This window comes from Ralstonia sp. NFACC01 (genome assembly GCF_900115545.1).
GTDB lineage: Bacteria > Pseudomonadota > Gammaproteobacteria > Burkholderiales > Burkholderiaceae > Ralstonia > Ralstonia mojiangensis.
The window spans coordinates 55,593-80,298 of record NZ_FOWV01000012.1 but is presented as its reverse complement, the minus strand read 5'-3'; the positions used below and the strand labels follow the sequence as shown (position 1 = coordinate 80,298).

Genomic DNA, 24,706 nt, shown 5'->3' with positions numbered 1-24,706 from the left:
CATCCCTTGTTTCATCCCCTGCCGGGGCTGACTCACTTTCTTTGGTCTTGCCCAAAGAAAGTAAGCAAAGAAATGCGCGCCCGAGATGGCGAAAGACTCCTTCAATTTCCGTAACCGGGCGGAGGCGGGGAAAACTCGCTGCGCTCAGACAGTTCCCCGCCTTTTTTCCGCCCGCTTACAAAAATTGAAGGCCCCATCTAGGGCAGGAAAGTCAAAGGCCGAACCATCTCAGTGCAAGCCCAAACGACAAGGCCAACCACGCGATGGGTTGGCCTTTTTCTTTTGACGTTAGGCCCTTGATGGCGCCTTGAATTTTTGTGAGTGGGCGGAAAAAAGAGGGAGGCCTGTCTGAGCGCAGCGAGTTTGCCTCCCTCTCCGCCCGGTCACACAAATTCAAGGGGAAGTCGCCATCTCGGGCGCGCCTTTCTTTTGCTTACTTTTCTTTGGCAAGACAAAGAAAAGTGAGTCGGTCCCGGCAGGGAACGAAAGGGGGGCGGACCACAAACAAAAAATCTAGAGGACGCACCAAAAAAATCCACCGAGCCCCCGCCCCCATCCACTCCTATAATCCGCGCCACAAGAACCCTCTTTGGAGATCCGCAGGATGCAATCCCTCCATCCTCCCAAGCACATTCCGGCAGCGATCCTGCCAGAGCTGACGCTACGCGGCATGATCCTCGGTGCGATCATCACCGTGATCTTTACAGCTTCAAACGTGTACCTCGGCCTGAAGGTCGGCCTGACGTTCTCTTCGGCGATTCCGGCAGCGGTCATTTCCATGGCGGTGCTGCGTATGCTCGGCGGCACGAACATCCTCGAGAACAACATGGTGCAGACGCAGGCGTCTGCGGCCGGGACGCTGTCTTCCATCATCTTTATCCTGCCCGGCCTGGTGATGATTGGGCACTGGCAAGGTTTTCCGTTCTGGCAAACGTTTGGAGTGTGCATGGCGGGCGGTATGCTCGGCGTGGTGTTCACGATTCCGCTGCGCCATGCGATGGTGGTGCAGAGCGACCTGCCCTATCCCGAAGGCGTGGCAGCGGCGGAAATCCTCCGCGTGGGCAGTGGCCAATCTGCTGACGGCGAAGACGCCGACGATGGCGAGGCGGTGCCCGCCGCGACCGGCATGCGCGATCTCGCTGCTGGTGGCATTGTCGCGGCCATCGTGGCGTTTGCAACCAGTGGCCTGCGCCTGCTGGGCGAAGGGGCTAGCTGGTGGTTCGCAGCGGGTGCCGCGGTAGTGCGCTTGCCAATGGGCTTTTCGACGGCGCTGCTGGGCGCGGGCTACCTGATCGGCCTAGTGGCCGGGCTGGCCATGCTGGTGGGCCTAGTGATCGCCTGGGGCATCGCCGTGCCGTATCTGACCTCCATCACGCCGATGCCGGCGGGCAAGGCGCTCTCTGCGTTCGGCACGGATGTGTGGCGCACGCAGGTGCGCTTTATCGGCGCCGGCGTGATCGCGGTGGCGGCCGTGTGGACGCTGGGCACCCTGATCGGCCCGGTGGTGCACGGCGTGAAGCGCTCGTTCGGCAGCCTGCGCCCGAAGGCCGATGGCGCGCAGCGCACCGAGCAGGACATGGCGCCACGCTGGATTCTGCTGGTCACGCTGGCCATGGTCGTGGTGCTGGTGATCACCTTTGCTGCGTTCCTGGCGCCGACCATGCTGTCGGCCGGCTCGCGCTGGACGCTGATCACCTGCGCGGTGATCTTTGCGGTGGTGTTCGGCTTTCTGGTGGCAGCGGCGTGCGGCTACATGGCCGGGCTGATCGGTTCGTCGTCGAGCCCGATTTCGGGCATTGGCATCATCGCCATCACCTTGGTGTCGCTGCTGCTGTTGGCCATCGGCGCGGACAACGGCATCGTGGGTTCGCCCGAAGCGAGCAAGCTGGGCATTGCGCTGGCAATCTTCACAACCTCAGCCGTGGTGGCCGTGGCGACCATCTCCAATGACAACCTGCAGGATCTGAAGACGGGCTGGTTGGTCGGCGCCACGCCATGGCGCCAGCAGGTGGCGCTGCTGATCGGCTGCGTGGCGGGCGCGGCGGTCATCTCGCCGGTGCTGGAACTGCTGTACAACGCGTATGGCTTCCCGGGCGCGCTGCCGCGTGCCGGTATGGACGCGGCGCAGGCGCTTTCCGCCCCGCAGGCGACGCTCATGACGGCCATTGCCACCGGCATCTTCACGCACCAGTTGGAATGGAACATGGTGATTGCGGGCATCGTCATCGGTGTGCTCCTGATCGCCGTCGACTGGGCGCTCAAGCAGCGTGGCGGTGTCGCCCGTCTGCCGGTGCTGGCGGTGGGCATCGGCATCTACCTGCCGCCGACGATCAGCACAGTGCTGGTGACCGGCGCGGTGCTGGCGTGGGTCATCGAAAAGATTCTTGCCAAGCGTGCGCAGGCAGCCGGCGTGCCGTACGAGCGCTATGCCGAGGTGCCGAACCGCCACGGCGTGCTGCTGGCGTCGGGCCTGATCGTGGGCGAAAGTCTGGTCGGCGTATTGATGGCAGCCATCATCGGCGGCACGGGCAAGGATGCGCCGCTGGCGATCGTCGGTGCGTCGTTTGAAGGCACGGCGCAATGGCTTGGGCTGATCGTGTTCGCCTTGGTATGCTGGGCCTTCGCGCGCCGCGTACTGGCGGTGCGTCCGACTCATTGATGCCCTCACACAATATGCTGCTCCGCGACGCAACGGAGGCCGACCTGCCGGCCATCCTCGCCATCTACAACGACGTGATCGCCACCTCCAACGCGATCTACACCGAAACGCCGGTCACGCTGGAAGACCGCACCGCGTGGCTGGCCTTGCGTGCCACGCAGGGGTATCCGGTGCTGGTGGCCGATGATGGCGGGCAGGTGGCAGGCGTTGCATCGTTTGGGGATTTCCGGCCGTACCCGGGCTTTCGCACCACCGTCGAGCACTCGGTGCATATCCATCGCGACTGGCGCGGCAAGGGGCTGGGCAGCCTGCTGGTCGAAGCGCTCTGCGAGCGTGCCGCAGCGCTGGGCAAGCACCTGATGGTGGGCGCCATCGACGGCGCCAATGCAGGTTCGATCCGCCTGCACGAAAAGCTCGGCTTCAAGGAAGTGGGCCGCATGCCCGAGGCCGCCATCAAGCACGGCAAGTGGCTCGACCTCGTGTTCATGCAGCGCTGGCTTGAAGCGCCCAGAACGGTCCGCAACGACTGACCGTTCCTCGATGCGTCAGGCGGGCTGCGTTGCCGCCTGCGTCCAACGCCCGCAGCCGCGTCGCACGGTCTCGTGCAGGTTGCGGGTTTCACGTTGCGCCGCGCGGATCCATTCAGCATCCGCATCGCGCCCCTCCACCACCTCCCGCACCATGTCGAGCGCGCCTTCGGACGACAGCGCTTCGGCGTGTGCGGACAGCACCTTGCTCGTTTCCAGGATGTGATCGGCCAACGCGCCGCGGTTGCCCGTGGCCGGGTCGACGTATTCGCCGGCCAACCCAAAGCGGCATGCCTGGAAGCGGTTGAAGGTGTAGACGAGGTAATCGTCTTCCACGGGCATGAACGGGCGATCGAGCAGCAGCCAGCGGCCCAGCGCCTGGATATAGGCGGCGATGGCGGCGGCGCGTTCAACAGTCAGCGGGGTATCCATCACGCGGACTTCGATCGTGCCGAATTCGGGCTTGGGGCGGATGTCCCAGTAGAAGTCCTTCATGCTCTCGATCACGCCGGTGGCGTGCATCTTGTCGAAGTACGCAATGAAGGCATCCCACGTCAGCACGAACGGCGCGCGGCCCGACATCGGGAAGGCGCTGACCGAGTTCATCCGCGCGGAAGCAAACCCCGTATCCACGCCCTGCACGAACGGCGACGACGCGGCCAGCGCAATGAAGTGCGGCACGTAGCGCGACATGGCGTGCAGCAGGTACAGCGCATCGTCCGGATTCGGGCAGCCAATATGCACGTGCTGCCCGAACACGGTGAACTGCTTGGCGAGGTAACCGTACAGATCCGAGATGTACTGGTAGCGCGGCGATTGCGAAATCTGGCGCTGGCTCCACTGCTGGAACGGGTGCGTGCCGCCGCCGCAGATGCCGATGTTCAGCGCCGTGGCGGCCTCGGCCATGCGGTCGCGCATCTCGCGCAATTGCCAGAGCGCTTCATCGTGGCTGTGGCAGATGCCGGTGGAGATCTCGATCATCGAATCGGTGATCTCCGGTTTGATGTCGCCGGGGTATTCCTTGCCCTTGAGCATGCGCAGCAAGTCTGGCGACGCAGAGGCGAGGTCGTAGTCATGGCGATTGACGAGCTGCAGTTCCAGCTCGACGCCAAACGTCAGGGCTTCGGATTTCGAGAACGGTTCGAGGGACATGGGGCTCAGTGCCTCCCTTCGTCTTGTCGCACCTCACCTGCCCAGCGCAGCGAACGCGCGGTCAGGATCGGCGCGGCAATCTGTTGGATCGCCAGCGTGCACAGAATGATGGCCGCCAGCGGCCCGCCGGTTTGTGGATACAGCGCCGCCGTATCGTGCATCAACAACCATGACAGTCCCGACATGGGCCCAAGCGCCAGGCCCAGCGCGATGCTCTGCCGCATCGACAGGCCCGAGAACGAGCCCAGCGCCGTCGTGGCCGCCAGTTTGGCGATGAAGCGCGAGAGCACCAGCGCCACCGCCGCCACACCGCCGATCACCCAGTCCGACGCCTTGAGCGGCAAGCCAAGCGACACGATCATCACCACAATCAAGATGCTGCCCGCGCTGCCGAAATGCGATGGCCACACGCGGGGGTGATCGTCCTGGTGCTTGAACACCACGCCTGCCAGCAGCAACGTGAGCGGCACCGACAGCTTGAGGAGCTTCGCCATCGCCAGCGCAAACAGCACCAGGCCCACCAGCACCAGGAATGCGTAATGATCGTCACCCGCCATGCGGTGATACAACGCATGTCCCACTTTGCCGACCACCCACGCAAGGAGCACGGAACCTGCCAGCAGGTACAGCGGATGGAGCAGCGCCGCCGCCCAATGGCCGTATTCGCTGTGCAGCCAGCCCGCGGTAAGCGGCACCAGCACGCTGGCGTAGATGCTGTTGAGCGCGCCCAGCGAGAGCAACCGCTCCGTCACCTGGCCTTCGGCGCGCAGCTCGTTCTTCAGTTGCAGCAGCACCGTGGGGGACGTGGCCACGGCGATGGCGCCTGCGGCCACCGCCACCGGCGTCGCCACGCCAAACAGCTGCAGCACCCAGGTGACGAGGCCCCAGGTCAGCAGGCTCTCGAAGCCACTGGTCAGCAACAGCCAACGATTGGCACGCAGCCACTCGAACGACAACCGGTGACCCAGTTCGAACAGCGCCAACGCCAGCGCCATCTCGATCAGGATGTGGGTCTGGTCGAGCATGTCGGCATCGATGAGCGGGCGGCCCAGCACGCCGGCCACCAGCCCCGCTGCCGCGTAGCCGACGATGCGCGGCAGCTTGAGCGCCGCACGCGCAAACTCGCCGCACAACGCCGCACCGACCAGCGCCAGCCCGACCCAGAAAAGACCGCCGGGTTCGGGCGGCCACGAAGGGAAGAGATCGTGAAGTCCTGTCATGGGCGACATGGTACCCGAAGCACCCACTTGGGAAAGTCAGCCAAGCACTGACACGCGTTAGACCCGTGTTACACGATATTTAACAATAGATCGATGGTGTTGAATGCAGAAGGCGACAACTCTGCGTTTGGAGACGTTGGCCACCAGCAAAGAAAAACCGCCCCGGAGGGCGGTTTTCATACTGCGAATGGCTGAGAGCCGGTCGGATTACTTACCGCCGACGCTTTCCAGCGGCGTCCACTTGCCGCCGGTGACCTTGTAGACGGTGATACCGCCGTCCTTGAGGTCGCCCTTGTCGTCGTAGGCGTAATGCTTGGCGGTCACGCCTTGCATATTGGTCGCGGCCAGAATCGGCAGGTACTTGCTCGGGTCCGACGAGCCGGCCTTCACCATGGCTTGCATCAGGGCCATCGCGCCGTCGTAGGCGTACGGCGAGTACGTCTGCACCGGCGTGCCGAAGCGCTTCTCATAGCGGGCCTTGTAGCCAGCACCGCCCGGCATTTGTTCCAGCGGCAGACCGGCCAGCGAGCACACCACGCCTTCGGCCGATTGCGCGCCAGCCAGCTTGATGAAGTCGTCGGTCTTGGACATTTCGCCCGACATCAGCGTGGACTTCATGCCCAGTTCGCGCATCTGCTTGACCAGCGGAGCCGATTGGCCTTCCGCGCCGCCGTAGAACACGGCGTCAGGCTTCTTGCCCTTGATCTGCGTGAGGATCGACTTGAAGTCGCTGGCCTTGTCGTTGGTGAACTCGCGACGCACGATGGTGGCGCCCGCAGCCTTGGCGGCCTTCTCGAACTCGTCTGCCAGACCTTGGCCGTAAGCGGTGCGGTCATCAACGATGGCGATGTTCTTGTAGCCCAGCTTCTTGACTGCGTACGTGCCGACCACCGAACCCTGCTGGGTGTCGGAAGTCATCATGCGGAACGTCGTCTTGTAGCCTTGCTTCGTGTATTCCGGTGCCGTTGCCATCGCGATTTCTGCGATACCGGCGTTGTTGTAGATGCGCGAGGCCGGGATGGTCGTACCCGAGTTGAAGTGGCCGAGCATGCCCTTGATGCCGCTGTCCACAAGCTTCTGTGCGACGGTGGTGCCGGTCTTCGGGTCAGCCTGGTCGTCTTCCGAGATCAGCTGGAACTTGACTTCCTTGCCGGCGATCTTCGGCTTGGTGGCGTTGAACTCTTCCACAGCCAGCGTCAGGCCGTTCTGCATGTCCTTGCCGTACTGGGCTTGAGGACCGGTCATCGGGCCGGCGTAGCCCAGCTTGATGACTTCTTGGGCCGATGCCGCCGTCGTTGCCCCACCCGCCAGCGCGCACAGCGCCGCCGCCAGACACAGTTGCTTCAATTTCATTTGTGCGTCTCCTAGTTCAAACGCAATTTGGATCAATAGCGCGACGGGATCACCGTCGCCCTCCTCCCGCTTCGCATCCCATCCGCACCCGTCGTGCGAATGGAACCGCGAATCCTGCTCGTGCTCCCCGTCAGCCGATGGTCATCAGGCTGGCGTTGCCACCCGCGGCGGCCGTATTGACCGACAGCGAACGCTCGATCAGCAGGCGCTCCAGCGCCAGCCCTTCCCCGCCATGCGGCAGGCCTTGCACGCCGACGATCGGGCCGGCACGTCGTGCCAGTCCTTCGCAAATGGCGCGCAGATGGTCCGAATCGCCGTGGTGCAGCACCGCATCAAATGCCGCTTCGTCGGTCGACCCGACCACACGGACGCGCGATTGTACTGCCGCCGGCAAGCCCCGAAGTACCGCTTCGATGGCAGGGTTTTCCTGCACAACGGCCACGCTGCCCACGGCCAGCACAGCCGCCAACTGGCGCAGCCAATCGGCCGGGTCTGCCGCCACGCACAGCACCGCTTCGCGCGGCAGCAGCGTGTAGGTGTTGCGCTCGCCCGTCGGGCCCGGCAGCGTGGCCGTGGCGCCCGTGGCCGACGCCGCAGCCAGGCGTTCGCACAGCGATGCCAGCTCAGACGACTGCTTGCGTGCCCAGTCCGTCAGCGCATCGAACGGCGCCAGCAGCGCGCGGCGCGCATCGGTGTCGATTTCTGTGCCGGCGCCAGCGGTCAGTTCCAGCGCAGTGCGCATGCCGTCCTGCGGGCACGTCGACAGCAAACGCAGCAGATACAGCGGACCGCCGGCCTTCGGGCCCGTGCCCGACAGGCCTTCACCGCCGAACGGCTGCACGCCCACCACGGCGCCGACGATATTGCGGTTCACATACAGGTTGCCCACGTGCGCGCGGTCCACCACGTGCGCGATGGTTTCGTCGATACGCGTATGGATGCCCAGCGTCAGGCCGTAGCCCGTGCCATTGATCTGCTCGATCAGCTTGGTCAGGCCGGCGTTGTCACCGAAGCGTTTCCAGCGCACCACGTGCAGCACAGGGCCGAAGATCTCGCGCGTCAGGTCCGACAGGCTGTCGAGTTCGATGACGGTGGGAGGCACGAAGGTACCGTGCGCGCAAGCGGCCGGCACAGGCGCCTGATGCACGCGGCGACCCTTGGCCCGCATCGCTTCGATGTGGCCGACGATGTTGTCGCGCGCTTCGGCGTCGATCACCGGGCCGACATCGGTGGCGAGGCGATCCGGATTGCCCATCGCCAGTTCGGCCATGCCGCCCTTGAGCATCGCAAGCACGCGGTCGGCCACGTCATCCTGCAGGCACAGCACGCGCAGCGCCGAGCAACGCTGGCCTGCCGAATCAAACGCAGACGACAGCACATCCGCCACCACCTGCTCGGCCAGCGCGGACGAATCCACGATCATCGCGTTCTGGCCGCCCGTCTCCGCAATCAGCGGAATCGGCGCGCCGTTGGCGTCCAGGCGGCCGGCCAGCGTGCGCTGCAGGATGCGCGCGACTTCAGTCGAGCCGGTAAACATCACGCCCTTGGTGCGCATGTCCTTCACAAGCGCGGCGCCGACGGTCTCGCCACGGCCCGGCAGCAGTTGCACGGCACCGGCCGGCACGCCGGCTTCGCGCAGGATGCGCACGGCCTGAGCGGCGATCAACGGGGTCTGCTCAGCGGGCTTGGCCAGGACCGGGTTGCCTGCAGCAAGCGCTGCGCTCACCTGGCCGGTGAAGATTGCCAGCGGGAAGTTCCAAGGGCTGATACAGACCACCGGGCCCAGCGGGCGGTGCGTGTCGTTCGAGAACCCACCGCGCACTTGCGCCGCGTAATAGCGCAGGAAATCGACGGCTTCGCGCACTTCGGCGATGGCGTTCGACAGCGTCTTGCCCGCCTCGCGAATGATCAGCCCCATCAGGTGCTGCATCTCGCCTTCCATCAGGTCGGCGGCGCGGTCGAGCAGCGCAGCACGCGCTTCCGGAGGCGTGGCTTGCCAGATCGGGGCGGCGGCGGTGGCGGCCGACAGCGCGGCATCCACGTCGGCTTCGGTGGCTTCCGTCACATGGCCGACGATATCGCGCAGGTCCGACGGATTGCGCACCGGTTGCGGTGTGCCGCCAGCGTATGGCGCATCGCCAATAGTCGGCTGGGCCGTCCAGACGGTGCTGGTACCGGCAAGAAGGGCGGACGACAACGACGCCAGGCGCTGCTCGTTCGCCAGGTCAATGCCCGACGAGTTTGCGCGAACGTCACCGTAAAGGGCGCGCGGCAGCGGAATCTTCGGATGCGGCAGGCCGAGCGTCCCTTCATCGGCATGCATCTTTTCCACCACCGCCACCGGGTCGGCGACGAGGTCGTCCAGAGGAATCGACTCGTCCGCAATGCGGTTCACGAACGAGGTGTTGGCGCCGTTTTCCAGCAGACGGCGCACGAGGTAGGCCAGCAGCGTTTCATGCGTGCCGACCGGCGCGTAGATGCGGCACGGGCGGTTCAGCTTGCCCAGCTTGTTGCCAACGACCTGCTCGTACAGCGGCTCGCCCATGCCGTGCAGGCACTGGAATTCGTATTGACCGGGGTAATAGTTCTGACCGGCCATGTGGTAAATGGCCGCCAGTGTGTGCGCATTGTGCGTGGCGAACTGCGGGAAGATCGCTTCCGGCGCGGCCAGCAGCTTGCGTGCGCAGGCCAGGTACGACACGTCGGTATAGACCTTGCGCGTGTAGACCGGGTAGCCCTCCAGGCCGTCGACCTGGGCGCGCTTGACTTCGCTGTCCCAATACGCGCCCTTCACCAGGCGGATCATCAGGCGGTGCTTGCTGCGGCGGGCCAGATCGATGATGTAGTCGAGCACGAACGGGCAGCGTTTCTGATAGCCCTGCACCACGAAGCCGATGCCGTTCCAGCCGGCCAGCTCGGGCGCAAAGCACAGGCGCTCCAGCAGGTCGAGCGACAGCTCCAGGCGGTCGGCCTCTTCCGCATCGATGTTGATGCCGATGTCGTATTCGCGGGCCAGCGTCGCCAGCGCCTTCACGCGCGGGTACAGCTCGTTGATGGTGCGGTCGTACTGCGCGCGCGAGTAGCGCGGATGCAGCGCCGACAGCTTGATCGAGATGCCCGGCCCTTCGTAGATGCCGCGCCCGCCCGACGCCTGGCCGATCGCGCGGATGGCCTGCTCGTACGACGCGAGGTAGCGCTGCGCGTCTTCCTCCGTCATCGCGGCCTCGCCGAGCATGTCGTAGGAGTAGCGGAAGCCTTCGGCCTCGAACTTGCGCGCGTTGGCCAGCGCTTCGGAAATGGTTTCGCCAGTGACGAACTGCTCGCCCATCAGGCGCATCGCCATGTCCACGCCCTTGCGGATCAGCGGCTCGCCGCTCTTGCCGATGATGCGCGTGAGCGCCTTGGACAGCCCCGCTTCGTTATGCGTGGCGACCAGCTTGCCCGTGAGCAACAGGCCCCAGGTGGCGGCATTCACAAACAGCGACGGGCTCTGGCCGACATGCGAATACCAGTTGCCGTTGCTGATCTTGTCGCGGATCAATGCGTCGCGCGTGGCCTTGTCGGGAATGCGCAGCAGCGCCTCGGCCAGGCACATCAGCGCCACGCCTTCCTGGCTCGACAGCGAGAATTCCTGGATCAGGCCCTGCACCAGACCTTCGCGGCCGCTGCCGACCTTTTGCGTGCGCAGCTTGCCGGCCAGATCGCGGGCCAGCTGCTTGGCTTCCGAGGCGAGCGCGCCCGGCAGACGGGCCTGCTCCAGCAACATCGGAATCGCTTCGGTTTCCGGCCGGCGATAAGCGGCGGTGATGGCAGCGCGCAAGACCGATTGCGGTTGCACGCTTTGTGCGAATTCGAGGAACGGTTGCACCGCGGGTTCGTCACCCTCGTGCACGTCCGAGACGGCTGCGGCGGCGGACGGGAGGCCATCCGCCGCCGTGCCGTTTGCGTCAGTTGGCAGCTGCCCCCGCTCCACTTGGTCCAGATACGTGAAGATCGCCTGCTTGATCAGCCAGTGCGGCGTGCGGTCAATGGACTGCGCAACGCGCTTGAGGCGTTCACGCGAAGCATCGTCCAGCTTGACCCCGAGGGTGGTTGTAGCCATGTGGGTTCCTATCCAGAGCTGCCATTGCCTAGCTTGTGGCCGGCAAATTGGGCGGATCATACGCCTGGCGATCTTGAAGGTGCAACCTAGTGAAACCCCTTGGTTCGAAATGGGTAGATTGGGGTGCAACCGCAGGTGATGTTGGAGATGCTTGGGGTCGATTTGTGGGCTTGTTTTTTTGTTTTTGGCGCATCCCCTGTTTCATCCCCTACCGGGGCTGACTCACTTTCTTTGGTCTTGCCCAAAGAAAGTAAGCAAAGAAATGCGCGCCCGAGATGGCGAAGGATTCCTTGAATTTATGTCGCAGGGAGGGAGGGGAGGCAAACTCGCTGCGCTCAGACAGCCTCCCCTCCTTTTCCTCCCTGCAACAGAAATTCAAGGCGCCATCTAGGGCAGGAAAGTCAAAGGACAAAAGCCGAACCATCTGGGCGCTGACCCAAACGACAAGGCCAACCGCGCGATGGGTTGGCCTTTCTCTTTTGACGTTGAGCCCTTGATGGCGCCTTGAATTTTCGTAAGCGGGCGGAAAAAAGGCGGGGAACTGTCTGAGCGCAGCGAGTTTTCCCCGCCTCCGCCCGGTTACGAAAATTCAAGGAGTGGGTCGCCATCTCGGGCGCGCCTTTCTTTTGCTTACTTTTCTTTGGCAAGACAAAGAAAAGTGAGTCGGTCCCGGCAGGGAACGAAAGGGGGGATGGACCACCAAGCCTCAAATCCTCAAAGGATCAATCTCCAACTGCCACCGCACCCCCTTCACAGTCTTGCCGATCCCAGCAAACCCCTCGGTCCATGCGGTCAAGAACTTCTGCAAAGCCGCCCGAGAAGCCGACTCCACCAGCAACTGCGCGCGTTCGCGGTTAGCCAGCCGCACCATCGTCATCGGCACCGGATCATGCAAAAACACCGGCGCACCCAATTCGGCCGCCAAGGATTCACCCGCAGAACGCGCAGTGCCCAAAAACTCCAGCGCGCGCGCCACTTCCTTGTGCTCGGTGGTCAGCAGCGCCTGATAGGCAAACGGCGGCAACCCGGCTTGTTTGCGTTCGCGCAGCAATTGCCGCGCAAATCCGCCGTAGTCGTGCCGAACCAGCGCCTGCAGCGCGGGGGCATCCGGATACCGGGTCTGAATCAGCACCTCCCCGGCCAAGCCAGCCCGGCCCGCCCGGCCTGCCACCTGCATCAGCGAGGCAAAGAGATGCTCCCCAGCGCGGAAATCGTGCGAGAACAGTGAAGAGTCCGGCGCGACCACGCCCACCAGCGTCACGCGCTGAAAGTCATGCCCCTTGGCGACCATCTGCGTGCCGATCAGGATGTCGACGCTGCCTTCGTGCACGGTGTCGAACAGTGCTTCGGCGCTGCCTTTGCGGCGAGTGGAATCGGCGTCGATGCGGGCGACGCGGGCCTGCGGGAACAGCTCGCCGAGCGTCTCTTCGATGCGTTGTGTACCGCGCCCAAGCGGGGCGATGTCGACGTTGCCGCAGTCGGGGCAGTGATGCGGGATGCGGGATTCATACCCGCAGTGGTGGCAGCGCAGGCGCCGTTCGGGCTTGTGCAGCACCAGGTACGCCGAGCAACGCGGGCAGCCCGAGAGCCAGCCACACGCGTCGCACGAGAGCACGGGCGCGTAGCCACGGCGGTTGAGAAACAGCAGGCTCTGTTCGCCGCGCGCCAGGCGATCGGCAATTGCATCGACGAGCGGTTTGGACAGCCCATCGCGAATCTCACGCCCAGCGCGGCGCTCCAGATTCAAGTCGATCAGCGATACGCTCGGCAGCACCGCTTCAGCCTGCGCACGTTGCGAGAGCGTCAGGCGCGTGGTGGGGCCCTGCTCCGCGCGCCACCAGGTTTCCAGCGACGGCGTGGCCGAGCCCAGCACGACAGGGATGTTGCGTTGCTTGGCACGCCATAGCGCCAGGTCGCGTGCGGAATAGCGCAACCCTTCTTGCTGCTTGTACGACGTGTCGTGCTCTTCGTCGACGAGGATGAGCGCGAGGTTGGGCAGCGACGCCAACATCGCCAGCCGCGTGCCGAGCACGATGCGGGCCTCGCCGCGATGCGCTGCGAGCCAGTTCAGCGCGCGCGGCTGTTCGGCCAGGCCGCTGTGCAGCGCCGCCATCGGCACCCCGGGAAAACGCGCCGCAATGCGTGCTTCCAGTTGCGGTGTCAGGTTGATCTCGGGCACCAGCATCAGCACCTGCGCGGTCGGGTCCCGCGCCAGGGCGTCGGCGATGGCGTGCAGGTAGACCTCGGTCTTGCCGCTGCCCGTAACGCCGTAAAGCAGGAATGGGCTGAACGTGCCGGCCGCGCCCGCTTGGGCAATGGCCGCCACGGCGGCGGCCTGTTCATCGTTCAGGGCGGGTGCCACGGACGGTGCTGGCAATTCGAGCGGTTGCGGCAACAGCGCCTTCGGCCGCAGTTCTGCGCGCAGCCAGCCAACGGCTGCCCAATCCCGCAGCTTAGCGACGGCTTGCCCGTGCAGTTCGACGGCAGCGCTGGTGGACAGCTCGCCATCGCCGGTCAGCGCTTCGGCCAAGCGCATGGCGCCGGACGCACGTTTCGGAATGCTGTCCAGCAACGCGGCCCGTGCCGGCTCGAACATCACGTAGACGGTTTCGTTGGCTTGGCGTGCGAGGTTGTCCCAGCTGCCGGGCGTGCGCCAGAGCGGCGGCAGTGCCGGCAACGTCACCTCGCCGAGGGCACGGTGGTAATAGCCAGCTGCAAATTCGGCCAGAGCACGCCATTCGCCGTCGAGCGGCGGTACCCAGTCGAGCACACGCTCGACATCGCGCAGTTTCTCTTGCGGCACATCGGTGGTCGCGGCAGTTTCGACCACCAACGCCACCACACGACGATTGCCGAACGGCACGACCACAAGGTGCCCGGGAAGCACAGGCGACCCGCACCGGTAGTCGAACACCGCATCGAGCGGCGTATCGATCACCACGCGCACGATGGCGGTCGACGCCTTGGGATCAGAGAACGCAGCGTCGACTTGGGCGGTGGTCATGCAAAGCGCAAACGGTTGAATTGCAAAGGGAATGTTGCGATGCAGCGGCGGATCCTGCACCTGGGAAATGCGTCTTGCCCATCTCACCTTGCCTTCACAGCCATTGTCGTGGCCGGCTCAATGTTCAAGTGTTACTTGAGGTTTGCGCCCTGGCGCCCTGATCGGCGACCGTTTTCCGGGCTATCCACACAGCCTGTGGATAACTTTGTTGAAAAGTCGCCTTCCGCGCCCACCAAGGCCAATGGATTCACCGTTTTTCTAGCTTGCACGATTTACGCGCACGCGGCTTTCTTTCAGAAAAATCAAACACTTATGCGTTGGATGCACACTGCCACCCCTGTTGCGCCGCGGAAAGAACCAGCCGCGACAGCTTTGTGCATAAGTCAAGTCTTGACAGGCTGGTACGCACCAGAAAGCGCGAAATAAATCGCTTGACACCCCTCTCGGGCCAGATGGGGCCACCCGCACGCGAGTAGTCACTCACCCTTATTGCACCAAAGCGGCGAAGATTCCACCCGTGCCCTCGGCTTCACGCACTACCGCGGCCCAATTCAAACGCTATCGCACCGCAACATTGATCTCACACGTGTTACTTCGCTTTCGTGCGCAGGGCGCGGCTGAAGCTGTGCACCTCGTCCACCAGCACTGACACGGCTTCGGGCGGCGTGAACTGCGAGATACCGTGGCCGAGGTTGAAGATGTGGCCGTCGCTGTTGCCGCTGGCTGCGTAGTCTTCCAGCACGCGGCGCACTTGGGCGCGAATCGCGTCGGGTTCGGCAAACAGCACCGTCGGGTCAAGGTTGCCCTGTAGAGCGACGCGCCCTGCCGTTCGCTGGCGAGCAAGCTGCAGGTTGACGGTCCAGTCGACGCCCAGCGCGTCGGCACCGGTCTCGGCCATGGCTTCGAGCCACAGGCCACCGCCCTTGGTGAACAGGATGACCGGCACGCGCTGGCCGTCGGCCCCCGGGCGAATACCCTTCACCACGCGCGCCATGTAAGCCAGCGAAAACTCCTGGTAGATGCCATCGGCCAGCGCCCCGCCCCAGGTATCGAACACCTGCACAGCCTGGGCACCGGCCTCAATCTGTGCGTTCAGATAGTCGATCACAGCCTGCGCGTTGATCTCCAGGATGCGGTGCATCAGGTCCGGGCGCGCGTAGAGCATCGACTTGACGGTGCGGAAATCGTCGGAGCCACCGCCTTCCACCATGTAGCAGGCGAGCGTCCACGGGCTGCCCGAGAAGCCGATGAGCGGCACACGCTGGCGGCCGTCCTGCACGAGCGCCCGGCGGATTTCCGCCACGGCGTCGAACACGTATTGCAGCGACGACATGTCCGGCACGGACAGCGCCGCCACATCGGACTCCGTGCGCACCGGCTTGGCGAAGCGCGGGCCCTCGCCCTGCGCGAACGACAGGCCCAGGCCCATGGCATCGGGCACGGTCAGGATGTCGGAGAACAGAATCGCCGCGTCCAGCGGATAGCGATCCAGCGGCTGCAGCGTCACTTCCGTCGCATATGCCGGCGACTTGGCCAGGCCGAGAAAGCTGCCGGCCCGCGCGCGCGTGGCGTTGTACTCGGGCAGATAGCGGCCCGCCTGGCGCATTAGCCACAGCGGCGTGTAGTCGGTGGGCTGGCGGCGCAGGGCGCGCAGGAAGGTGTCGTTGGCGAGCGGGGCGGACATGGCGATGGACTCTTGAGGAGGGCGCCATTGTAAGGGATGGTGTTTTTATCCCGCCCTGACCCAGGCCAACATCCCGCAGATCACGGCGCAGATATCACGGCACCTTGTGCGTATCGCCCGCGCGCTGCGGCGGCAGCTTGATCGCCATCGCCTTGAAATCCGTGCTGGTGGTCAGCGTTCCGTGCACCACACCGCGCGGAATCACGATCAGATCGCCCGCCCGGACTTCGCGCGACCCGTTGTCGAGCCAGACGGTGGCCGTACCCGACATCACGTACTGGATCTCGTCCGAGTACGTATGCGTGTGCTTGGCCACGGTGCCCACCTGGATGCCGACCGTGCCGTTGGCCGCCGTCACCAGGGTCTTCGTGCGCAGCGTACCCATCTCGGCGATGACGGGGCCGATCTCGTCCGGGGTCATGCCGCCCATGTTGATGATCTGCGCCGAGAGCGGTGGCGCCGAGGGGGGAATCGCCGCCGGTTCCGACGCTTGCGCAAACGCGCCGGCGCTGCCGGCGAAGATGGCGGCGGCAGAAACCGCCCGAATCACAGCAACAAGACGATGGCGGTGCATGATGGCTCCTCTTGACGCGGTCGCCGTCAAGGCGCGGCGGTCCGTGGGGCGTTCGTGTGGTCGACTCGCGGCGATTGTCGCATCGCTGCACGGAGGCAGAGACCTAGGGCGACTCCTGAGAAAGCAGACGTCGTGCGCCGACCGGCTCGCCTATAGTGGACGGCGCCAAGCCCCCACAAACTACTCATACCAAGGAGACCGGCATGACACACAAGGGAAGCTGCCACTGCGGCAACGTCGCGTTCGAAGTGGAAGGCCATCCGGAAAACGCCATGGCGTGCAACTGCTCGATCTGCCAGCGCAAGGGCTCGCTGCTGTGGTTCGTGGCGCGTGACAAGGTGCGGCTGCTTACGCCGGAAGATAACGCCAGCACCTATCTCTTCCGCAAGCATGTGATCAAACACCGCTTCTGCCCGACGTGCGGCATTCATCCGTATGCCGAAGGCGTCATGCCCGACGGCACACCGATGATTGCCGTCAACGTGCGCTGCCTGGAAGACATCGATCTGGCCAGCGTGCCGGTCACCCACTTCGACGGACGGTCAATGTAACGGCACGGCGCGCTACAGCCACATCTGCATCACCTGCTCGCCCGGCTCCACAGGCTTGCCGCTGGGCATCCACACCGCGTCCAGCATGGGCCGCACGAGATCGAGTTCGGTGGAAATGCCGTCCTGGCGGCCAAAGCGCGCGCTGTTGGCAGCCTGCGCCTCAACCACGCGGCGGTCCTGCTCCGCCACGCGATACAGGAACGGCCAGACGAACCAGCGCACGGCCCAGGCAGGCGCCCAGCGGTTTTCCACATGCAGCGTGGCAAACAGGCGCGTGCGCATCTCGTCTTCGGGCGTGAAGTGCAGCGTGAAATACAGCGCGCTGCCGTTGGCGTAGCGGTATTCGAGCTGGGCGGTAGCAGGCGCAGCGATACCGAAATGCGCGCGCTCCATCCTGCGGGGCGATTCGAACAGGCGGTACAGCAGACCGCTTTGCTGCGCCTGGCCGGTGTAGTCCACCTGCAAGCCATCTGCCGACTGGGTGACGGTCACCGTCATAGGCTGGCGCCCGCCATGGCTGCGCACGAGGCCCGGGTGGACGAGATGCGTATGCAGCGGGTCCAGAAAATTCTCCAGCGCATCGGCCGGGCGGGCCTGCCACAGCGTGCTCCACAGAAAGCGCCGGCTGCCGGCCTTCAAGCGATTCAGGAACGCCGGCAACGCGGCAGAGGCAGCTTCACCTGGCGCCCGCGCGCTCATCCAGATCAGCCCGTCGTGCTCGAACGCCTGCCACGCGTGCACTTGCACGGCGGGCACAGCGGCGCCCGGGCACATGCCCGGCATGGCAGTGCAGCGGCCGTCGGCGCCGAACGTCCAGCCGTGGTACTTGCACTGCAGTGTCTCGCCGACGAGCTGCCCATCGGACAACGGCACATGCCGATGCGGGCAGCGGTCATCAAGCGCAAGCAGGCCGCCCGAGGGCAACCGCGCAAGCACCACCGCGCGGCCAAATACCGTCACGCGCGTTGGCTTGTCGCGCAGGCGGTGCGCTTCGGCAACGGGATACCAACCTCGCAGCAGCGTGGCGTTCCAGGCAGTCATAACTGAAAGCGTTGCATGATCGGCACGCCGATCCGGGTTGTGAGGGCGCGCAGCACGGCGATGGCACGGCGCGTGGCGGGCGGCAGATGCCGGCAGTACACGGCGCTCATCTCAATGGCCGGCACGCCGCCGCGCAGGCGCTTGAAGTGGGCAGCGCCGGCGCTCAGGTTCAGTTCGGCATCGCGCGTGATGGTCAGGCGCAGCACGTGCGCCATCAGCAGGCGATACAGCGCTGCCTGCTGCGGCCACGTCGTGTCGTATCCGACGATGGGCGCCGTCAGCAACGGCCCTTGCCCAAACACGCCGACCACCGCGCGCAGCACGCCCTGCGCATCGCGAAAGCCCGCGCACTCGAGCAATCCTGCCGCATGCCAAGCACGCAGAAACGCTGCCGTATAGCGCGGGTTCAGCGCGGAATACTTGTCGAGATAGAGCTGCGCATACAGCCGCTCGGCCTGCGCGAAATCGGCATCGGTAAAGGCGTCGTGCGACACGAACGTCAGCGGTGTCGAGCCGAGCAGCTTGAGGTCGCGCCGCAGGTCACGACGCAGCTCCGACGCGCGCGACGAACGTTGCAGGTGCTGGAACAGATAGACCTGCCGCGTGGGGATCAAATCGAAGCCAGCGGCCGTGGTGGCGCGCAGCCAGTCGGCATGCTGGATCGTGTTGAGCGAACGCAGCCAGATCGCACGGCCGGGCCACCGGTCGCGGCACGTACGCACCAGCGCGTCCAGATCGAACGCCCCTGCCGATGGATACAGGTTCGTGCTGACGAGCCAGTTGTTGACGGCCACCGCCCGGTCCAGTTGCGCATGCCGCATCCATGCATCGGCCAGACCGATCGCACCGCGCAAGAGCGGCCGCAGCATACGCGGCATCAACCGCTCGGACTCTTCCGCTGCATAGCGGCCATACGTGGTGACGGGCGAGCAGACCCAGGCATTCTCGGCATGACCGGCGCGATCCTCACTGCCGTTGATCGTTACCGGCAGCGGCAAACTGCCGGCCTCCACCACGTCGACCTGCGTCACCAGATTGGCGACGAACGGCAGCGACGCCTGCCCGCGATGCACGTGCAGGAACGCGCCCGCCTTGTCGGCAAAGCATGCATGCGGCACGGCGCCGGGCGCATTCATACCTCGGGTAGCTCCTGGCCGTCCCACTCGATGTCTTGCGTGGCAGCTTCGCGCATGTTGCAACGCTGCGCGATCGCCATGCGCGCATAGGCGGCGAGATCGCACACGCCGCCCCACAGTGGGCCGCGGTCGCCCGGCGTGGCGATGACGTCGGTGGCGGCACGCCAGTCCTGGCCCCATTGGTGCAGCCTGCCGTGACGCACCGCATCGCACAGCCCCGCCGATGCCATCACCGCAGCCGCCATGCGCGGCACACCGGGCGACGGTTCGATGCAACCGTCGAGCGTGCCGGCCAGCGCGGCGGGCAGAGCATCGTCAAGGCCGAACAGGTGGCAGCCGCTGGTCGCGCGCGGGTTGCATTCGAGCGGGCTCACGCGGCCATCGGCCTGCTGGATCCAGTCGAACGAGAGCTGCCCCGTGAAGTCCAGCTTGCGCGCGAAGTTGGCGACAAAGCCGCGTACCGCGTCGATGCGCGCAGGCGCGAAGTAGAAACTCGCGCTGGTCGACATGCGCCAGTCTGGGCGATACAGCGCATGGGCTACGAGTCGGCCGCGATCGGCCACGCTGTACGAGCAGAATTCCTGCCCCGCCACCAAGCTCTGCACCACCCACGCGCCCAGGTCGGCCAGCGGCGGTGCGTCGTCGGGAATGCCGTTGCGATACAGGCGCACATGCACGCCAAAGCGCGAGAACTCCGGCTTGAGCACGACCGGGCGCCCGCCTGCCCAGGCGCGCGCTTCGGCCAACGTGCGCACCCGCGCGGAGACCGGCACATCTGCACCGCAATCCTGCGCAAGTTCAAGGAACGTCCATTTGCTGTGCACCGCGCGCAGCTTGTCAAAGTCTTCAGCCAGCACCCGCACGTGGCTAGGCAAGTGATGCCGATAGCGCGATACGAAAAAGACTTCCTCGCAGGTCGGCACCACCAGATTGATGGACCGTTCGTTCACGATGCGTGCAAGGTCCGCCGCGAACTGCGCAGGCGCATGGCGCGGCGATGCAATGCGAAACGTGGCCGCGACCGCTCTGGAGGCGCCGCTGATCTGGCACGGAATGCTGTCGGCAATGCAGACCGTCCACCCCTGGTGGGCAAAGCGGCGGGCGTGGTCGAGCGCCACCGGCGCGCGGCCACCGAGGATCAGCACATTGGGCATACCGGCGGAGCGTTGAGGTCAGGCAACGTCCGCCGGAGGCAAGAGGCGCGGGGGAAGTTGCCGGGGCTCCATTCTAGGCAAAGGAGCACCAGGCCCGGGCGCGGTGAAGAGGGGTACGGCGCGTCAGGCGCTACGCAGCTTGAACAGCCCGACCGTGCGTGCCAAGCCCTGCGCTTGCTCGTTGAGCATCGACGATGCAGCCGTCGACTGCTCCACCAGCGCGGCGTTCTGCTGCGTGGCCTGGTCCATCTCGGCGACGCTGCGATCGATCTGGCTGATTCCGGTGCTCTGCTCGTGCATCGCGCCGTCGATCTCGCCAATGATGCGGGCGACACGCTCGATGCCCTGCACGATTTCCTGCATCGTTGCGCCGGCGGCCTGCACGCGTTGCGCGCCGGTCTTCACGCTGGCTTCCGATGCCTGGATCAGGTCTTTGATCTCGCGGGCGGCCGTGGCGCTGCGCTGCGCCAGTGTGCGCACCTCGCCGGCCACCACGGCAAAGCCGCGGCCGTTCTCGCCGGCACGGGCGGCTTCCACCGCGGCGTTCAGCGCCAGGATGTTGGTCTGGAACGCAATGCTGTCGATCACGCCGATGATTTCGGTAATGCGCGCCGACGATTTGGCGATCTCGTCCATCGTGCTGACCGCGCTGGAGACCACGTCGCCACCGCGCGTGGCGGCATCGCTGGCGTCGCTGGCCAGGCGTGTGGCCTGCACGGCCGCATCGGCGGAGTTCTTCACGCTGGTCGTCAGTTCGGTCAACGCGGCAGAGGTTTCCTGCAAGTTGCTGGCCGAGACTTCGGTGCGGTTGGACAGATCACGGTTGCCCGCTTCGATCTCGCCGGTGGCGGACTTCATGCTGTCGACGCTGGCGCGCACGTCCAGCAGCACTTCGCCGATCTTGTCGATGAACGTGTTGAACGAGGCACTGATCTGCGCGACCTCATCGTTGCCGACCACGGGCAGGCGGTGCGTGAGGTCGCCACCGCCGGAGCCGATGGTGTCCATCGCATCACGCACCTCCGAGAGGCGGCGGAACGACTGCGACGTGAAGAACGCGGCGATGCCCACGGCAGCCAGTGTCAGCAGCACCATGGCCACGGCCAGCGCCTTGACGACGTTGCGCAAACCGGCGGTGGCCTCGGCCTTGTCCAGCGCAATCACGAGATACCAGTCGGTGCCCTGCACGGCCTGCGCCTTGAGCAGTTTCGGTGCACCAGCCAGGTCGACCTCCAGCGGCGTGGTGGCTTTGGCCAGGTTGGCCAGCGTATCGACGGTGAGCGAGGCCGCCACGTCGGTGGCCGGCTTGAGCATCAATTTTGCATCGGGGTGGGCGATCACCTGGCCATCCTTGGCGACCACAAAGGCGAGGCTCGACGGTGTCGGGTGTACCGCTGCCACCACCTCGCGCACGCCATCCAGCGGCACGGCACCGGAGAGCGCGCCGGTGGTTTCGCCGTTCTTGACGAGCGGCGCAGCAAATGAAACGTACGGCACGCCGGTCGACACGTCGCCGTAGGGCTTGGTGACGAGCAGTTGGCCTGCGGCAAGGGCTTGCTTGTACCAGGGGCGGCCGGTCGGGTCGTAGTCCTTGGGCGTGGTGGCGCTGGTCGAGATGAAGCTCTTGTCAGTCCAGCCGATCGTGATGATGGGGAAGCCGTTGGCGTCGCCCATGTGCTTGCCGAAGCCTTGCGGGTCTCCGTGCTCGATCACGCCGGCGGTGGCCTTTACGGCCTGCGCCTTCGCCGCGACCCATTTGTCGATGGCGAGCGTGTTGCCGCTGGCAATGGCTGCGAGGTTCTGATCGATCGATTCCATCGTGTTCGAACGCACGATGGAATACGTGGCTGCGCCGGACAGCGCGAGGGCACCGACCACGGTGGCCGATGAGATGAGGAGAATTCGGGTGCGGAGAGAGGAGATCATGATTCTTCTAGGCCAAACGTTTTCCATGAATCTGACTGCGTACGGTATTTGCCGCAGCGCCCTCCAGAACCGACTGCTGGCTGTCGGGGGCCACCCAAGCTGCTACGGCACCGCGCAGGCGAACTTGAGGCGGCAAAGCCCGCCCCCACGGGGGGGATGGCTGCTATAAAAGGAAACTCATCATGTGATTGCCCAGGCAATCCACTCCCTTCAAACCGAAGCCCATGCACGACGCCTTCCATATCGACCCCGCCACCGGAGACATCCGGTTCGCTGACATCCGCATCACGCCGCAAACAACAGCCGATGCCCTGCCCTCGCGCTTTGCAGTCGGGCCTGTGCGGTCCGTAAGCGTTGAGGGAAAAGACGTCCCCTGCCAATTCGCGACAGTGGCGGCGCTGGACGACACCACGCCCGTGACCGTCAGCCTGCGGTTTGAGGCCGATGCTTTGGTCAGCGTATTCGTTGAGCTGGCGCAGCCGGTTTCGTACGATGACATCGGCGTCGTGGAAGAACGCCACCGCCGCTGGATCGCCAGCAAACTCGGCAAGGACCCGGGCGGCCTGACGCGTTACCTCTGGGGCAGCGCGGGCGTGGCACAAGACAAGAGCGGGGGCGTGCACATCTTTCTGCACAACCGCAACAACACCTGGGGGCGGTGAATCGTGAATACGTTGTAAGACGCCCGCGCGTCGGCCCCAATTGCCGCCCCGGCACCGTTTGCAGTACCGTCGCTGGCATTCCTACGGAGCCGGGAGCCCAGCGCCATGGCCGTGCTGTTCACCATCCTGAAGATTGCCGTCGTGCTCGTGCTGGTGTCGTCACTGGCCGAGGCTGTCGTGCTGTCCTTGCGAAACGGCTGGACCAACTACGACTGGAAGGCCGCCGGCGTGTCGGTGGTGGATTTCCTGGTACGCGAGTACCCACTGCGCTGGCTGCTGCCGCTGGCGTTCTGGACGCAAGGCCTGGAATGGGTCTACCAGCATCGTCTCTGGACGCTTCCGATGGATCACTGGACGGGCTGGGTTGCGTGCTTTCTCGGCCAGGAGTTCTGCTACTACTGGTACCACCGCGCCGCGCACCGGGTGCGCTGGTTCTGGTGTACGCACGCCATCCACCATTCGCCGAATGATCTGAACCTCTCGGCCGCCTACCGCTTCGGCTGGACGGGACGGTTGACCGGTACCCTCGCCTTCTTTGCGCTGGCGCCGTTGCTGGGCATGCCTCCGCGCATCGTGCTGATGCTGCTGTCACTCAATCTGCTGTACCAGTTCTGGATTCACGCCACGTGGATCCCCCGCCTTGGGCCCCTGGAATGGGTACTGAACACCCCCTCGGCACATCGCGTGCATCACGCATCCAACCTCGAATACCTGGATGGCAACTACGGCGGCGTGCTGATCGTGTTCGACCGGCTGTTCGGCACGTACATCCCTGAGCGCAAGGACGTGCCCTGCCGCTACGGTCTCGTGCACCCGATGCGCACATACAACCTGCTGGTGATCGAATTCGCACATTGGCGCGGGCTGTGGCAAGACCTGAAGACTGCGCGCTCAGCCAGCGAAGTGCTTGGATATCTGTTCCGCCCACCAGGCTGGCGGCCCGATGGCAATGGCGAAACGACGGAGGATCTGCGCCGCCGCGCCGTGCTCATTCCCGAAGACCAGCCGATCGCCGCGGCCATTGCTGCCAACTGAACTACGGCAAACGCAGCATCTGCGCCAAGTGCCCATACACCACGGCAATCCGCCGCAGATGGCGCGATTCCGGATGCGTCAGCAGCCATAGCTCTGATTGATTGGCATCTTGCAGATCCCGCAATGTCACCAGATCGCGGCGTTCCTGTGCCATCACCACGGGCAGGATCCCGACGCCCATGCCCATGCCGACCATCTCGGCCGCGATCTGCAGGCTGTTGACGAAGTACGTGGGCATGACTTTGGGGAAATGCCGCTTGCGCCAACTGACTGATGGGTGATCCGGAATGGCGTCGTCAATCGCGAGCCACGGCGTTCGGCCGGCTTCGACATCGGCGTAGGTGATGCCGCTCGTGCGCCCGGCGTACAGCCCCACGCGAATCGACCCGATGTGCTTTCCCACCAGATGCTGCGGCGGACGCCGTGTGGCCCGCACGGCAATGTCGGCATCGCGCCGCGTCAGGCTGGCCAGCTCGTTGCTCACACGAAGGTCGTAACTCAGATTCGGATGCTCGGCCTGCAGCGCCTTCAACGCGGGCGCGACCATGCCGACCAAGATCGTGTCCGTGGTGGTGATGCGCACCGTGCCCGACACCTGATCCGGCACCGCGTGCACCGCCGATCGCGCGGCCTCGAGCGCCGACTCCACCTGCTCCGCCTGTTCCGCCAGCGCGTGCGCCAAATCGCCTGCCAGATAGCCCGTACGCGAACGCGCAAACAGCGTGGCGCCCAGCCCGCGCTCAATGCGCTGCAATGACCGGAACACGGTGGACGCATCCACGCCAAGCCGCTCGCCCGCCGCTGCCAGCGTGCCCGTGCGCACCATCGCCAGCACGATCTCAAGGTCTGCCGCGCTTAGTCTGTATTGCGTCTGTGCAAGCATGATTTGCTTCTTCGCCTATTTCATTGGCAACGGCGCAATCCTA

The 24,706-nt window shown here is 65.0% G+C and carries 17 protein-coding genes; 5 read left to right on the top strand and 12 right to left on the bottom strand.

Translation table 11 applies throughout. The annotated features are described in order from the left end of the window. The first annotated feature begins 604 nt into the window (after positions 1 to 604). A complete protein-coding gene (locus BM136_RS23200; protein WP_092976329.1) occupies positions 605 to 2,659 on the top strand; it encodes an OPT family oligopeptide transporter in 2,055 nt (684 codons plus the stop codon). Between the two features lie 14 nt (positions 2,660 to 2,673). Next, the gene (locus BM136_RS23195) at positions 2,674 to 3,189 is read left to right on the top strand and encodes a GNAT family N-acetyltransferase (protein WP_092976326.1); all 516 of its coding nucleotides are present in this window, start codon (positions 2,674 to 2,676) and stop codon (positions 3,187 to 3,189) included. Between the two features lie 15 nt (positions 3,190 to 3,204). On the opposite strand, the gene BM136_RS23190 is transcribed toward BM136_RS23195, so the two are convergent. The 7 genes from BM136_RS23190 to BM136_RS23150 form a co-directional block, all read right to left on the bottom strand. After that, complete coding sequence (locus BM136_RS23190; RefSeq protein WP_092976323.1) at positions 3,205 to 4,338, bottom strand: YbdK family carboxylate-amine ligase; 1,134 nt, start codon at positions 4,336 to 4,338, stop codon at positions 3,205 to 3,207. Positions 4,339 to 4,343: 5 nt separating this feature from the next. Next, positions 4,344 to 5,567 (bottom strand): cation:proton antiporter, encoded by a 1,224-nt coding sequence (locus BM136_RS23185; protein WP_092976320.1) that lies wholly within the window; start codon positions 5,565 to 5,567, stop codon positions 4,344 to 4,346. A 198-nt stretch (positions 5,568 to 5,765) separates the two neighbouring features. After that, positions 5,766 to 6,911 (bottom strand): branched-chain amino acid ABC transporter substrate-binding protein, encoded by a 1,146-nt coding sequence (locus tag BM136_RS23180; protein WP_092976317.1) that lies wholly within the window; start codon positions 6,909 to 6,911, stop codon positions 5,766 to 5,768. 130 nt (positions 6,912 to 7,041) lie between these two features. Continuing rightward, positions 7,042 to 11,013 (bottom strand): trifunctional transcriptional regulator/proline dehydrogenase/L-glutamate gamma-semialdehyde dehydrogenase, encoded by a 3,972-nt coding sequence (gene putA / locus BM136_RS23175; RefSeq protein WP_092976315.1) that lies wholly within the window; start codon positions 11,011 to 11,013, stop codon positions 7,042 to 7,044. A gap of 706 nt (positions 11,014 to 11,719) precedes the next feature. Continuing rightward, complete coding sequence (locus tag BM136_RS23160; protein ID WP_092976340.1) at positions 11,720 to 14,017, bottom strand: primosomal protein N'; 2,298 nt, start codon at positions 14,015 to 14,017, stop codon at positions 11,720 to 11,722. Positions 14,018 to 14,606: 589 nt separating this feature from the next. Continuing rightward, entirely contained in the window at positions 14,607 to 15,701 is a 1,095-nt protein-coding gene (gene hemE, locus BM136_RS23155; RefSeq protein WP_092976312.1) for a uroporphyrinogen decarboxylase, read from the bottom strand. Positions 15,702 to 15,795: 94 nt separating this feature from the next. Beyond that, the gene (locus tag BM136_RS23150; protein ID WP_092976309.1) at positions 15,796 to 16,275 is read right to left on the bottom strand and encodes a cupin domain-containing protein; all 480 of its coding nucleotides are present in this window, start codon (positions 16,273 to 16,275) and stop codon (positions 15,796 to 15,798) included. A gap of 203 nt (positions 16,276 to 16,478) precedes the next feature. Between BM136_RS23150 and BM136_RS23145 the strand changes: the two genes are divergently transcribed. Next, complete coding sequence (locus BM136_RS23145) at positions 16,479 to 16,826, top strand: GFA family protein (RefSeq protein WP_092976306.1); 348 nt, start codon at positions 16,479 to 16,481, stop codon at positions 16,824 to 16,826. Between the two features lie 12 nt (positions 16,827 to 16,838). On the opposite strand, the gene BM136_RS23140 is transcribed toward BM136_RS23145, so the two are convergent. From BM136_RS23140 to BM136_RS23125, 4 genes are all read right to left on the bottom strand, one after another. Further along, positions 16,839 to 17,867, bottom strand: a complete 1,029-nt coding sequence (locus BM136_RS23140; RefSeq protein WP_092976303.1) for an aromatic ring-hydroxylating oxygenase subunit alpha — start codon at positions 17,865 to 17,867, stop codon at positions 16,839 to 16,841. Continuing rightward, positions 17,864 to 19,003 carry a GNAT family N-acetyltransferase gene (locus BM136_RS23135; protein WP_092976300.1) on the bottom strand — a complete coding sequence of 380 codons (1,140 nt, stop codon included), beginning with the start codon at positions 19,001 to 19,003 and terminating at the stop codon, positions 17,864 to 17,866. The genes BM136_RS23140 and BM136_RS23135 overlap by 4 nt, the downstream gene beginning before the upstream one ends. After that, positions 19,000 to 20,157: an ATP-grasp domain-containing protein gene (locus BM136_RS23130; protein WP_092976297.1), complete on the bottom strand. Its 1,158-nt coding sequence runs from the start codon at positions 20,155 to 20,157 to the stop codon at positions 19,000 to 19,002. Before BM136_RS23130 ends, BM136_RS23135 begins: the two co-directional genes overlap by 4 nt. Positions 20,158 to 20,280: 123 nt before the next feature. Next, positions 20,281 to 22,083 carry a methyl-accepting chemotaxis protein gene (locus tag BM136_RS23125; RefSeq protein ID WP_092976294.1) on the bottom strand — a complete coding sequence of 601 codons (1,803 nt, stop codon included), beginning with the start codon at positions 22,081 to 22,083 and terminating at the stop codon, positions 20,281 to 20,283. 224 nt (positions 22,084 to 22,307) lie between these two features. Here BM136_RS23125 and BM136_RS23120 point away from each other — a divergent pair, with 224 nt between their 5' ends. Beyond that, positions 22,308 to 22,745 carry a hypothetical protein gene (locus tag BM136_RS23120; RefSeq protein WP_092976291.1) on the top strand — a complete coding sequence of 146 codons (438 nt, stop codon included), beginning with the start codon at positions 22,308 to 22,310 and terminating at the stop codon, positions 22,743 to 22,745. Positions 22,746 to 22,850: 105 nt separating this feature from the next. Further along, positions 22,851 to 23,780: a sterol desaturase family protein gene (locus BM136_RS23115; protein WP_092976288.1), complete on the top strand. Its 930-nt coding sequence runs from the start codon at positions 22,851 to 22,853 to the stop codon at positions 23,778 to 23,780. 1 nt (position 23,781) lies between these two features. On the opposite strand, the gene BM136_RS23110 is transcribed toward BM136_RS23115, so the two are convergent. Further along, positions 23,782 to 24,663, bottom strand: a complete 882-nt coding sequence (locus BM136_RS23110) for a LysR family transcriptional regulator (RefSeq protein WP_092976285.1) — start codon at positions 24,661 to 24,663, stop codon at positions 23,782 to 23,784. Positions 24,664 to 24,706: the final 43 nt, after the last annotated feature.